The 13003-nt window shown below is 65.7% G+C and carries 9 protein-coding genes and 2 pseudogenes; 5 read left to right on the forward strand and 6 right to left on the reverse strand.

Annotated elements, in window-relative coordinates; translation table 11 throughout:
- Positions 1-213: 213 nt before the first annotated feature.
- Together WMF33_RS36620 and drt2 are read right to left on the reverse strand one after the other, a co-directional pair.
- Entirely contained in the window at positions 214-1425 is a 1212-nt protein-coding gene (locus tag WMF33_RS36620; protein ID WP_437332951.1) for an IS701 family transposase, read from the reverse strand.
- Between the two features lie 105 nt (positions 1426-1530).
- Positions 1531-2934: an antiviral reverse transcriptase Drt2 gene (gene drt2 / locus WMF33_RS36625; protein WP_437332952.1), complete on the reverse strand. Its 1404-nt coding sequence runs from the start codon at positions 2932-2934 to the stop codon at positions 1531-1533.
- 503 nt (positions 2935-3437) lie between these two features.
- Here drt2 and WMF33_RS36630 point away from each other — a divergent pair.
- Positions 3438-3638 (forward strand): hypothetical protein, encoded by a 201-nt coding sequence (locus tag WMF33_RS36630; protein ID WP_437332953.1) that lies wholly within the window; start codon positions 3438-3440, stop codon positions 3636-3638.
- 143 nt (positions 3639-3781) lie between these two features.
- Here the strand turns inward: WMF33_RS36630 and WMF33_RS36635 are convergent, their stop codons facing one another.
- On the reverse strand, positions 3782-4153 hold the full coding sequence (locus WMF33_RS36635) for a hypothetical protein (protein WP_437332954.1): 372 nt from the start codon (positions 4151-4153) through the stop codon (positions 3782-3784).
- A gap of 1828 nt (positions 4154-5981) precedes the next feature.
- Between WMF33_RS36635 and tnpA the strand changes: the two genes are divergently transcribed.
- Positions 5982-6584 (forward strand): IS66 family insertion sequence element accessory protein TnpA, encoded by a 603-nt coding sequence (gene tnpA, locus WMF33_RS36640; RefSeq protein ID WP_437332955.1) that lies wholly within the window; start codon positions 5982-5984, stop codon positions 6582-6584.
- Positions 6585-7312: 728 nt separating this feature from the next.
- Positions 7313-7630, forward strand: a pseudogene (locus WMF33_RS36645) (IS66 family transposase); the annotation flags it as partial.
- Positions 7631-7683: 53 nt separating this feature from the next.
- On the opposite strand, the pseudogene WMF33_RS36650 reads toward WMF33_RS36645, so the two are convergent.
- Positions 7684-8387: pseudogene (locus WMF33_RS36650) on the reverse strand (hypothetical protein); the annotation flags it as partial.
- 397 nt (positions 8388-8784) lie between these two features.
- On the opposite strand from WMF33_RS36650, the gene WMF33_RS36655 reads away from it, so the two are divergent.
- A complete protein-coding gene (locus WMF33_RS36655) occupies positions 8785-9393 on the forward strand; it encodes a hypothetical protein (RefSeq protein ID WP_437332956.1) in 609 nt (202 codons plus the stop codon).
- A 96-nt stretch (positions 9394-9489) separates the two neighbouring features.
- On the opposite strand, the gene WMF33_RS36660 is transcribed toward WMF33_RS36655, so the two are convergent.
- Both WMF33_RS36660 and WMF33_RS36665 read right to left on the reverse strand, forming a co-directional pair.
- Entirely contained in the window at positions 9490-10902 is a 1413-nt protein-coding gene (locus tag WMF33_RS36660; RefSeq protein WP_437332957.1) for a hypothetical protein, read from the reverse strand.
- A gap of 196 nt (positions 10903-11098) precedes the next feature.
- Entirely contained in the window at positions 11099-11713 is a 615-nt protein-coding gene (locus WMF33_RS36665) for a TetR/AcrR family transcriptional regulator (protein WP_437332958.1), read from the reverse strand.
- 287 nt (positions 11714-12000) lie between these two features.
- Here WMF33_RS36665 and WMF33_RS36670 point away from each other — a divergent pair, with 287 nt between their 5' ends.
- Positions 12001-12810, forward strand: coding sequence for a GNAT family N-acetyltransferase (locus WMF33_RS36670; RefSeq protein ID WP_437332959.1), 810 nt, complete (start codon positions 12001-12003; stop codon positions 12808-12810).
- The last annotated feature ends 193 nt before the right edge of the window (positions 12811-13003 follow it).

The following is a 13003-nucleotide window of genomic DNA, read 5'->3' on the forward strand; positions in this document are numbered from 1 at the left end:
CTAGGAGCAATTGTGGCCTCTGATGGTCCCACAACCGTTATGGCTGCGGAGTCTGGGTCGGTGATGCTAGCACCACTGTGTCACAGCCGGAGGGACTGGAGCCTGGGGACCTCGGCGTGTCGACGGTGGCAGCTGGGGCACCGGGGCAGCCAGCGGGTCAGCACGCGGGCGATGGCGAGACGACAGGTGGCGAAGGAGTCGCTAAAATGACGCTCAGGCCGCGAGCGGGAACGGCTCGGGGAAACGCGTCCGTTCGGCCGAGGGGGGAAAATGCCGCGCGCGTTCGGCGACAACGAACGCGTAGCAGCTGAGGGCGACGGTCACATGGTGGTGCCAGCCGGGAAAGCGCCGGCCTTCGAAGTGATCCAGGCCGAGCTCGCCCTTCAATTCCTCGTAGACCTTCTCGGTACGGTAGCGCTCCTTGTAGATGCGCACGATCTCCTTCCGGGACATACGGGCCGGCAGCGTCGTGAGGGCGAACTTCGTCGGCTGACGCTCGCCGTCGAGCCACTCGATCAGGAGCCAGACCGGCTCGTGGTGCGCGATCGGAATGCCATCCCGGTTCGCAACGCGCACGCGCCGCAGCGCGAAGCGCGACGACAACGTGCGCCCGGTCCCTTCGCGCCAGGCAATCCGCCGAAAGGCGCGGCGGCCGAGGCGTCGCCCCAGTTCGCCCACACTCACCGGGGTGCACCGCTCGGGGTCGCTTCCGCTGAGCAACAGGACTTTGGTAGGGGCTTCGATCCCGACGGCGTAGTCGAGCCCCAGCAGGCGCACGGTCTCCCGGAAGTCATGGGCGTTGCCGTAGAAGGGATCGGCGAGCACGATGTCGCCGGGTATCCCCTCGCGCACGGCGCGCTCGATCATGCCGAGCGCCAAGTCGATCCTGCTCTTGTACTGCACGGAGGCAGGAATGCGGGCTTCGCGCCGTCGCGCCGGATCGTCGGCCCAGCTCCGAGGCAGGTACAGCTCGAAGTCGATGGGCACGTGGTGGTAGCGCGTCGCCACGCTGAGGCTGATGCCGATCTGGCAGTTGGTGATCTTGCCGGCGGAGCCGGTGTACTGCCGTTGAACCCCCACCGAGTGCTCGCCCTTCTTCAAGAAGCCGGTATCGTCGATGATCCACGCCGAGATCGGAGCGTGCTCGGCCATCGCCGCGATGGCGTAGCGGGCCGCGTACCGGCGCACGGCGTGGTCGTCCCAGTGCGCGTTCGAGATGAAATGCTGCAGGCTCTGGTGCGCCGCCTGCACGCGCGTCGGGTCGGGGCAGGCTCGCGCAGCGAGCGGCTCGATGCTCTTGCGTTCCGCCTCGCCGAGCAGCCCCATCGCATAGATCGCGAACGACTCGCGCCGCAGCGGATGGGCAAGGATGTCCCCGATGCCCGAGAAGTAGGCGTCCAGCCGCTGCTGGGCAGCGGCGTCCATCGTGTACTCCACGGCACAGCAGGCTGCGTCGCGCCCACGGCGCGGCAAGCTCCGGTCCGCAGAAAGGCTCCAGCCTTCCGGGAGATTCCTGGGGGTAGCATCGGCTCATCCCGCCCGGTCGCGACACAGTGGTGCTAGAACCGAGCACCCGCTGCTCTCCGACAGGCCAGAGTGACCGGTGGAGCACGCCGTCGCGGGCGGCGTCACACCAGCGTACCCCATCAGCGCGCCCTTCGGGAGCGGTCGCTCCAGAAACTCATCCAGCTTCTGCCAATGCCTTCTTACCTGGCGACGGATCCCACTGTCGTTCATAGAACGCGCAGAACGATACGCATACGAAACGAAGTTTTTGCTACCGAGATGCGTATAGCGCTCGTACAACACGCCCCGAAACACCTTCTTATTGGATGCATGCCGGGCCGCGGAGAGACGAGACCGCCACACGCGCCTTCTCATCTTGCGATAGAACCGAGAAATGGAACTCGGCCTAATTCGCACATGCTCCCCATCAAAAGAGAACCCGAGATACTGCATTGGATAGAGAGAACCACGCTTCGGGTGCAGCGCAACGAGGCGCGACGACACCGAGAATACAACATCTTCACTCTTGTCTTCATTCAGTTTCAGCCTATGCGCATCCAGCAGATCCCTAAGCTTGCGCTCAACCAAAGTCTTATGACATGGAGGGCACACAATCAGAATATCGTCGCAGTAGCGCCGATAGAATCCACCGGCAGCCGACACAACCTTGTGAAGCTCATCATCCAGCTCCAGCAGATAGATGTTCGACAGAAGTGCGCTGATCGGGGATCCCTGCGGAATGCCGAATTTTTCCCTGTTGACGATGATACCTCTCGCCTCGCCTGCCCGTGTCGAGCCACCTTGACGCACAATCGCACGGAACTGCTCAGGCGAACAGATCCGCCGACTCCGCCGCCTCCCACTTCTTGGGACGTTGAAGTAGGAATGTACCCAGTTGCGATCGACCTTCGCGTACGTGGTCAAAGACCTGTACACGGCATAGTGATCGTCTGGGAGCTTAGGCTCGCCAAGAACCGTGCACCACCGTCGCTTCAGCAAGCCATGGTCGATGGTATCGAAATAACTCTTCAGATCCCTACATAGCGCAACACATGCGCCCGTCTGGCGAATGCGCTCGAACGCCTCCTTGGCGAACTCGATGTTCGACTTACCAGTGGCGCGGTATGCGAGCACAACGTCGCGGAGCCCCCTGCGCGTTAGCTCTCGTTCATAGCTTTCGCTGAGAAGCACGGCGTAATACGCATATACATGCGAATCCACGTGAGATGCATACGCCACTGGTCGCCGCTTCGGGGCCTTCTTTTGTCGGGTCTCCCAGTCAAACCTTTGTTCGACGCGTTCATACGCGACGAATGGCCAAAAGGAATGTCTTGCTACTCGTGCGGGATCCGTAACGAGAGCGGTCGCTTTTGCTTCACTGATAGGCTGGTCAAAGTGCGGATACCCACGAACTTTATACCAACCCATGACTTCTCCTTTGACACAGCCCAAGGCGGGACTGGCGGCATCCACACGCAGAGCCTTGGGCCAAGCACAGCTCAACCTCGCGGCCAAGCTGCTAATGCGTTTCGCTTTCGCTAGCGCATCCGCCGGTACACTGTGGTTATATTACCACAGGAGTCCTCGTGAACATCAACCTGAACCTGACCATCATCCTGGCCGCGGTGTTTGACATCCCCGAATACGTCCGACCTCCCGGCCAACTTCACCGAGAGCGCGACAGAAGATATTCATCGGCGAGATGGCGGCAAGGGGCCATCCAGGCAGAAAGTTCCGGGGGGCACGACACAACTGTCAGGGAGGCACCAACCAGCCTGGACCTCCAGGAGCACCTTCGGCCTGATATTTGCATACAACCGTTCGAAGAATCACAGCGCTCTGGTACCGGCCAAGGCGAGGAACCACAGGCGTCGTTGATCACCTCGAGACTGTGCGCCGGCCGCGGCGAGGCCCAGCGTAGATTTATGTAGGTGCACACCACCGGAGCCGCGCCAGCGACGGCCAAGGGCGCATCCTCGACCACACCTCGTCCCCCGCGTGTCCGCACCGTCTTCCACGACCTGCCCTTCGGGCTCTCGTTCCAGCTCTGGCTCGTCGACGACGAGCTCTGCGGCGCGCTGTGGCTCTTCTGCGACCGCTACCTCTGCGAGACCTGCGTGGGCGAGGCGTAGGTCGGACGAGCTCCCGCGCGTCGCTGACGACGGCCGACCGGCGGATCCAGAGGTCCAGCTCGGCGTGATCAGTGCTCGCGAGGACGCGGTACCGCGCTGCCGCGGGCTGCGGAGACCTGAACCGGGGCGAGTGGAGCGGGATCCTACCCCTCCGCCTCACCATCCATGGCCGGCGCTGCCTGCTGGGCAGGAGCGGGCGGCGTGCTCGCCTCCAGCAGGAGTCCCCATTCTGGGAACACGGTTTCTCCGTGCTCGGGCAACGTCAGCCGCCCCCTCATGGTGTACCATTCGACATACTTGGAGAGCGCGAAGATGCCGAGAATGACCGCCCCTAGCCCATCGCTTCCCCACACTGGCGGCAGTTCCCACGGTTTCTCTGGATCCAAGATGTCGATCTGGACCTCCCAGCCGTCATCCGGCCGCCGTTGAGGTCGGCCGACGCGAAGAGAAATTTCGCGCTCTTGCTCCGCTCCGGCTGGCCGAAAGACAACTTTCCGTTCGCCGATGATGTCCATGCTGGCATGATAGCACCCGATCTTACCCCAGCCCGTCAACCGGGTCGTCAGGGACAACGTGCGTGGCATGCAGCATTTCCAGCAGCTTTCGCGAGATGGCAGCGAATCTTCCACTTCACTGGAACTTGCGAGCAAAACCTGTCGATAACCCCATAATAGGCCATACAGGCGTCCTCGCATCTGCCGCGCGGAGCCGCATCCGGTGTGACATCCGTCGCCTGTGGCATGGCCAAGAACTCGGGGCTTTCCGACTCGTCCAAGTCCTGCTGGCTGTCCCGCACACCGCCGGCCATGGCCGTGATCCAGGCCTCGGTGTCGTCGTCCGTCTCCCACGTCGCTCCCGGGCTCAGGGCGCACGAGGCAGCACCGAGCGCACACGAGAGGGAGAGCAACATTACTGAGGCGAGATGATGTGTTCGCATGTGCGCCGCCCAAGCGAGCCGCGAGCCACCACGGAACGATCACCGAGGGAACGACCTCGGCGCGGTCGTGCCCCATCCGCCTGCTGCGTACGTCCACAGCGGATCGATCAGCGGCTCCGGCCCTGGTTGCCGGCAGCCCTCAGGATTCGCCACGCCGTGTGACCTCCGTGTGCCCCGACTCCAGGGCACGGGGCTCCACGAGAGGGATCGGGAGGGTACGAGAGGAATCGAGCCCTCGATGGCCTCTGACACCGCTCCAACGCGTCCGACGCGGCGTCTGCCGTATCTCCCGCGCATCCGCCCCGCAGGTTCAGCTCCGGGTTCGATTCCCGGCGCCTCCACCAAAAAGACACGGCGAGAGCCGTGTCTTTTTTCTTTTTTGTGACCTGCGTGTGACCTGACAAATCTTGGCGCTGCTGGATTTCAGGTGGGCCGGCGTGAGCAGGACCACCGGAAGCGGACGCGGCGGGTGACGCCAGGATACGGGGCTCCACGAGGCTCCACGGCGGGCGCCAGGCCGGTGGGGCGGATCCCGGGTCCGTGCTGGCGCATCCTGGAGCCGGACGAGTGGGCGGAAGCGACTACACGAGGATGCAGGCGGCGGGGGATCCCTGCCCTGCCGACCGGGCCTACCCCAGGCGGCGGCCCCCTGCCGGACGGGCTCCTCTTGACACGGGACGGTATCTCCGCTGGCCTCTCAGAGGGTGGCGGCTATGGGGGGGTAGCTGGAGCGCTGCTCGCAGAGGCCGACGTAGGTTAACAAAGCGGCGGAGCCCGCCGTGTTGAGCGATGCGCCGTGCGCCTGCCTTACGGGCCTCGGCGAGCTTCAAAGTGCTTACGCGTGGCGAGCTCACCGCGTCTCTCTGATGGGGACCAGACTGTCAGCACGACATTGGTAGGCGTACAAGCTGTAAAACTAGCAAACATCGGAGGACTTAATGTGGTGTCGCCAACCCATTGGTAAACGGTTCCTGTTTGCTGGTCTATCACAGAATCACTACGACAATCGACAACCGTAGCATCACCAGGGGAAAGCGTCGTGGCGCAATTCCATGGGCTTAGGCTGAGAGTGCAACCAGTTGAGTTAGTTACAGGAATACTATTAAAACTAACCGGCATGCTCGATACCCTCCTTTACCTAACTTCGCAGAAGAAAATGTCTTAGACAGGGCGCACTTAACGGCTACCAGCGGTTTGTACCCCGGCGGCCGATGCTCGTCCAGTCCGTCGAAGGGCAGCACAACTTCCGTTCCGCCGGAACTGCTACACTCAGCCGCCCCGACAGTGCTGCATCGGGGTGCGGCCTCGGTCTTCGACGCGGGTCGACGGTAAGCGCCCGACCAACGCCATCGTGACCGTCCGCGCGGCGCCAGTTACCCGTTCCCATCGCGACGAAGGAGGAAGCGATGGCAACGAGGGCGGAGTGGGCCGAGCGGGTGGAGCGATGGGAGCGCAGCGGGCTGAGTGCCGAGAAGTTCGCGCGGCGCGAAGGGTACAAGCCGAAGCAGCTGTACTGGTGGCGTTGGAAGCTGCGGGCTGACAGGCCCTCGCAGCTCTCGCCCCCGTCGTCGACGGAGCAGCCGCGCTTCCTGCCGGTGCACGTGGTGGCCGACGTCTCGCCGGTTATGACGGAGCCGATCGAGATCGCGCTTCCCAACGTTACCGTCCAACGTCACGCAACCAGCGCCCTCGGCCAGTCGACACCTCGGGCACGATCGACCCCGACGTGCTCGACGCCATCGCTGAAGCTGTTCTCGTCCCTCAAACAGGGCCGGACAACATTGGCGACCTTATGTCGAACGCTGAGCTGCGGTATATCCAACGCTACCATCGATAGCGATTTATCTGCCGCTACTCGTACGTTTCCGTCGGAAGCTGGACCGAAGGTTCCAGATCTCGAATGGCGCTCACAATCTCGAATGCTCTTATGCCCGCGTGAAACGGCAATCCAGCCCTTCTTGTTTCCTCCGAGAGTTCTTGCGTCACGATCCCAACAACATGACCATTAGCACCAACCACGGGACCACCGCTGTTGCCTGGCCGCGCAATCGCAGAGTAAAAAAAAAAAAAAAAAAAGACTCATCTCCATGAAGAGTCGTGATCTGCGGATTGGTAACCTCGCCCCTTTGCATCACCAACGCAGGCTCTCGTGACAGAGGAATTCGTGGATACCCCAGCGTGTAAACAGTTTCAGCAACCACGGGATCACGAAAGGCAACCCCCTCCCAGGAGCAACAGATCACTATCAACATCGACAAGGTTCTTGCTCCGCTCCGGCTGGCCAAAAGACAACTTTCCGTTCGCCGATGATGTCCATGCTGGCACAATAGCACCCGATCTTACCCCAGCTCGTCAACCGGGTCGTCAGGGACAACGTGCGTGGCATGCAGCATTTTCAGAAGCTTTGGCGAGATGACAGCGAATCTTCCACTTCACTTCAACTTGCGAGCAGAACCTGTTGATAACCCCATAATAGGCCATACAGGCGTCCTCGCATCTGCCGCGCGGAGCCGAATGCGGTGTGACATCCGTCGCCTGTTGCATGGCCAAGAACTCGGGGCTTTCCGACTTGTCCAAGTCCTGCTGGCTATCCCGCGCACCACCGGCCGTGGCCGTGATCCAGGCCTCGATGTCGTCGTCCGCCTCCCATGTCGCTCCCGGGCTCAGGGCGCACGAGGCAGCACCGAGCGCAGACGAGACGGAGAGCAACATTACTGAGGCGAGATGATGTGTTTGCATGTGCGCCGCCCTGTTGACGCTCAGGCTGGCTGATGGCTCGTCGAACAGGCCCCTTGATGGCCATCGCGGGCTTGCTCAGCGAGCCATCAGCCAGCCTGAGCGTCAACACCCCCCAACAGCAAGACAGCCCAGGGCGCGACGCCTGGCCGGGGATCTGCTCGATCGCACGATCGTGGTAGCGCCGGCGCCCGACGGGCTCATCCCGCGCGGGCTGTCGACGCCCGACCTGTTCGCCCACGTGCTCGAGGGCAAGTTCGCCGACAAGCTGCCCGTCAACCGCCAGGAAGCCATCAGCGCGCGCGAAGGCGTACCCATCACACGCGGCACGAGACGGTGGCAGGCCGCCGGCAGGCAGAGCTGCGGCGTCGTTCAGGAGCCCGTCGTGACGAGGAGCTCCCTGGCGTCGCTGACGACGGCCGCCCGGCGCAGCCAGCGATCCAGCTCCGCCACGTCGGTGCTCACGAGGACGCGCTCCCGCACATCGGCGGGGACCTCCAGCCCGCGGGCCTCGAGCACTACGAGCACGGCCTGCGCCTTGGTCTTCAGGGTGCCCTCGCGCATCCCTTCCACCCGGCCCTCCTGCCGACCCTTCGCTACATAGCTGCGCGCGAACTCGCTCTGGAACTCATAGCCGCTCTTCATCATCGCCTCCAACGTCCGCCTCGCCGCTTCGTTGAGCGAGATAGCACCAGGTCCCCGTACAAGGCGCGGCGCTCCTCATCGAGCCCGGCCGCCGCCGCCAGGAACGCCATGCCGATCGCCTATCCAGCCTCCTCCTGCCCGTGCGCCATCGCCGAGAGCACGACCACCTCGGGCGCCGCCTTTGCCTGCTCAGCGTCCGTGACGACCGGGACGCCCTCGGGGCCGAGGACCAGCGAGGTCAGGATCCAGCCGGGGTGGCCCGTGTCGATCGGCTGCGAACACCACCGGGCCATCTTTGAGTCGATCGTCACGGCCAGCAGCCGGGTCGGGCAGCGGTGCCGGGCCCTCGTCTGGGTGACGTAGACCGGCCAGACATACGGCTTGTCCGGGTCCACGCCGAGCTGGACCTCGACGACGATCGCCATCGCGGGCAGCATCCCGGATCCGTCACGTCGTGTGACCTGCGTGTGCCCCGAGTCCAGGGGGAGCTCCGCGGTGGGCACCAGGCCGGCGGGGCGGATCCCAGGTGCGAGTCTGCGCGCTGGACCGCGCTGGCGAGGCCAAGCGAGCGTCCATCGCGGCATGGCCACCGCGGCTCGGCTGAGAGGCGGTGGTCTGGCTCTGTTCGCCCGCGCAGCGCCACCGGGTTATGGATCCTGCATGCCGCACGTGATCCGCCTCCATGCTGACCCGCGCCGCGTCCGAGTCGAGATCCCCTCCCTCGGGATCTCCCTGGAGGAGGAGGCCACTGTCGCTGTCATGTACCGCCGACCGAGTCGCGGTTCCCCGCCCAGCTGCGTGCTCGCGGTGGGCCGGAACGCGCTCCAGATGCAGGAGAGCGTCCGCATCATGGATGGCTCCCCGGCGACCACGGAAGAGGACCGGCTGGCGAGGGTCGTGCCCCTGGAGCAGGCGACATGGTGGAACAACGGCAGGCTCCTGGAGCGCGACGCCCGCTTCGACCCGGCGCATATCGGGGAGATCCTCGTCGTCCGCCCGTTCGCCCGGGAGACCTTCTCCGCGCCGCTGTGCGATGCGATCCTTCGATACATGCATTTCTCGGCGACGTGCCAAGCGGGAGGAGCCCTCCGGCGGTGGTACTTCCGCAGGCTGCTCTGGTGGGCTCCTCGGGTCGAGCTCTCGCTGGAGCCATTGCCCGATGATGATGCCTCGTACGACGCGCTGGTGCGCCAGCTCAGGTCGTCCTTTGGCGCGTCGGCCACGCTCGGTGGGGCTCCCCTGCGAGTGCGTCGCCCGCGGGGTCTCGCCGATCTCCGGAGCCGCCATCTCGGGCAGCTCGCGGCGATCCTCGCGGCCGGCGCGGCGCCCATCGCGCTGCACCCCAGGTTCTGGCTCACCGACGCGCGCGTGACGGTGTTGGGAGCGATGCTCGTCTTCTGCCTGGTGTGCTGGTACAGGAGATTCCGGTACGACTGAGCGAGGATCTCGTGTCCAGCAGGCGCGAAGTCCAGAGCCAAACCGTCGATGCGGCTACCCGCCTCCTGCTGCTCGATAAATTGTGCGAGGCGCCCGTCAGTTCTTCACGAACCCGTTGAACAGCCCGATGCACATCTCGTCGAGCGAGCTCTCGCCGAGGACGATATCCCTCGGCGCCGTGAGGTTCTCCTCCTTGAGCGCTTTCCGCACGAACGGGTTGTCCATCGTGTTGTCGTAGAGGCAACGCAAGCTCATGACATCGCCGGTCTTCAGGACGGGGAGCTCCTCGATCGGCGCGTCGATCGTGTACGTCTGCTGCCAGTTGAAGTCCCACTTCGGCGTCTGGACCACGCACTCCTCGGCCGGATCGGCGCCCTGCGGGCTCGGGCGCTCGACGTCGACCTTCATGTCGGTCCCGACATAGTGCATGTGGGTCATCGCGCTGTAGAGCCGGATGCCATCCACCAGCGACTCCCCCATGAACGTCTCGGGGAGCGTCATCTTCATGACCTCGGTGTGCTCCTTGGCCCCCGCAGGGACGAAGAACTCGACCCCTTCCCTGTCGTTGGGCCCCGGCTGGAGACCGTCGCCGTTCGGGAATTGCGAGGGGAAGTTGCCGAACGCCACGAAGACGACCCGGTACTCCGGCGTCTCCGGGAGGAACCGCAGCTGGATCTTCGTCGCGTCAGGCTCGGCGGTCGCGCCCGCCGGGTGGTAATGGACCTGCATCACCAGCCTCGAGCCCGCGCGGACGAGGAAGCCGGCGTTGGACGGGAACTCGGTCGGCCGCCCGCCAGGCACCCACACGCCGAGGACCTGGGTGTCCTGGACACCGGCGCTGCCAAAACACTCGTAGCCGCCGTCGGCGTCGGCCATGGCGTCGCTCTCCGCGTGCGGGTCGGTGAAGACGACCACGTGGTGGACCACCTTCGAGTTCCCCGGGATCACGTTCATGCCGTTCACGAACGTGTCCTCCGTGAGCTTCGGATCCATCACGAAGCAGCGGAACTGGTCCTCGTCGCCGCCCGTCACGTACGGCTTCAAAGGCTCGATGGTCGCGCTGACACCCTCGAGTCCATGGATCCCCGACGCGTCGATCGCCGGGGGCGCGTCCGCGGGGTCGCCCTCGGGGGCGCCGGCGTCATGCCAGGCCTCGAGCGTCGCGAGCTCCGCGTCGGTGAGCCTGCTGTCGTCCTTCCAGCCGAACCGCGGCGTGCACTCGTCCGTCTCGATCGCGCCCCAGGGCGGCATCGTCCGGTCCTGCGTCACCGCCACGATCCGGCTCGAGACCTGCTTCGCGTCCGCGTACTCGGTCAGGCTGAAGGGCGCAATCTCGCCGGGCGAGTGGCAGCCCTGGCAGCGCTTCTGCAGGATGGGCGCCACGTCCTTGTGGAACGTCGGCCCCGCCGTGGGGCCCTCGACCAGAGGATTCGTGCCCTCAGGCTCGCTGCTGCAGCCCAGGATCGGGACGAGCGAGGCGAGAACGATACTCCAAGGCCTGTTGAACATGGTCATTGTCTCCTCTTCTTCCACGCGTGATGAAGACGCGAAGGAATGCTGCTTGCCTGGACGCCTCTCGCCCCTGCCGCTCCACGAGCGCCTCTCCGCGGCCAGGGGCCCGCAGCGCGGCACAACACCGCTGCCAGCGCGCGCCGCCTCCTGCTCAGCAGAGGAGCGGCCCATCCCGTCGCGACGCGCGGGCGGCCTACCGGCTTGCCGAGGCGCCGGTCAGAAAGAGCGCAGCGGTCCGCTGGAGCGCCGTGCTGAGCGGCAACGCCGGCTCGGCGAGCCACGCGATCGTCGTCGTGAACAGCTGACCGAGCAGGATGCTGCAGAGCCACTCCATCGGGAGCGCGCGGCCGAGCTCGCCACGATCGGCCGCCAGGCGGAACCGCTCCGTGAGCAGGCGCCCGACCGGGCTCATCTCGGCGGGGGGCGTTCGCACCATGCCCCTGCGGATCATCGCCGCGGCGAGATCCGGGACGAGCGAGCTGTCGCGCTCCCACTCCAGGCTGAAGGCGGCGCACAGCGTGTCCAGCAACACACGCAACGGCGCGTCCTCGGGGAGCGCCGAGAGCGCGGCGACGACGCGCTGATCGAGCTCCCGATGATGCTGGAAGAGCACGTCGTCCTTGGTCGGGAAATGAAAGTAAAACGAACCGTGGCTGACGCCCGCCGACCGGGCGATGTCCTCGATGCGCGCGGTCGCGAAGCCGTCGCGCCGGAAGACGGCCATGGCCGCCTCGTAGATGCGCTGCCGGGTGTCCTCGCGCTGGCGATCCCGAACCGTGGAGCCAGCCTTCACCGGACGAGGAGTCATGAACCGATGCCGCCTTCGCGGGAGATCTATCGGAGAACCCGACTCCGCTCCAGCGCAGATCGTCCGTTCCCAGCAGATCGATCTGCATATTGACATTCGTCATTGACGTTTGTCAATGACCGAGCGCGGGGCGGGCGTCAACAAGGAAGGTCTTGGTCCAGCCGTCCGGTCGTGCCCGAGGCACGCCTGCGGTCGAGGCAGGGGGGCTGGCCGCCTCGGCTTCCGAGGTGGCAGGATCGATGTTGATGGTTCATCGCGTACGACCTGCTGCCGTCGGACTGCCCACCATGGCCTCCGTGAGCACCACCGATCTCCTCGCGCGCTTCGACGCCCAGATGCGCCGGGATCTCCCGCCGCCCAGCCCGGCATGGCGCGTCGAGCGCGACGGCCGCGTGGTGAGGTGGGTGTCGCCTCCGGAGCTGCCATGGGGCTGCGGCGTGCCATGGAGCGACCTGGACGAGGACACGGCGGACGGCGCCATCGCCGAGCAGGTGTCGTATTTCGCCGGGCTGGCGCGCCGCTTCGAGTGGAAGACCTTCGGCCACGACCGGCCCGCGGATCTCGAAGCGCGGCTGCGCGCCGCCGGGCTCGAGGCGGGGGACGAAGAGGCGCTGCTCATCGGGGACGTCGACGAGGTCGCCGGGGCGACCGCCGGCGCGACGCCGCCCCCGGGGATCACCGTGCGCTGTCTCGACGACGGCGAGCCGCTCGACGGGATCGCCGCGCTGCAAGCCGCCGTCTGGGGCGGGGACTGGGGCTGGCTCGTCGCCGAGCTGGGGGAGGAGCGACAAGCCGATCCAGGGGCGATATCCATCCACGTCGCCGAGGCAGAGGGTCGGATCGTCTGCGCCGCCTGGGCGCGCTTCCATCGAGGCACCGAGTTCGCAAGCCTGTGGGGCGGCAGCACGCTGCAGGCGTGGCGCGGGCGCGGGATCTATCGCAGCCTCGTCGCGCGGCGCGCCGCGCAGGCCCGAGAGCGCGGGCTGCGCTACCTGCAAGTCGACGCCTCGCCGGACAGCCGTCCGATCCTGGAACGGATGGGGTTGCGCGCCGTCTCCACCACCAGGCCCTTCGTGTGGAGCCCGCCGTCTCCCTGAGCCCCCGCGCCTGACACCGCCGCTCGCACGGCTGGCTCTCCGCGATCCGAGGGATGAGCGTCGGCGCCGACGCGGCGCTGGCTGCCGCCGCTTCACGCCGCGCTCGCCGCGGCGCCCCGCCCGGACGCGGGGTGGCCGCTTCGACCAACTCCATGGCCGGCGCGACCAAGCCGATCCGCGGCGGCACGCCTAC

It is taken from the genome of Sorangium sp. So ce394, assembly GCF_051474665.1.
Taxonomy (GTDB): Bacteria; Myxococcota_A; Polyangia; order Polyangiales; family Polyangiaceae; genus Sorangium; species Sorangium cellulosum_D.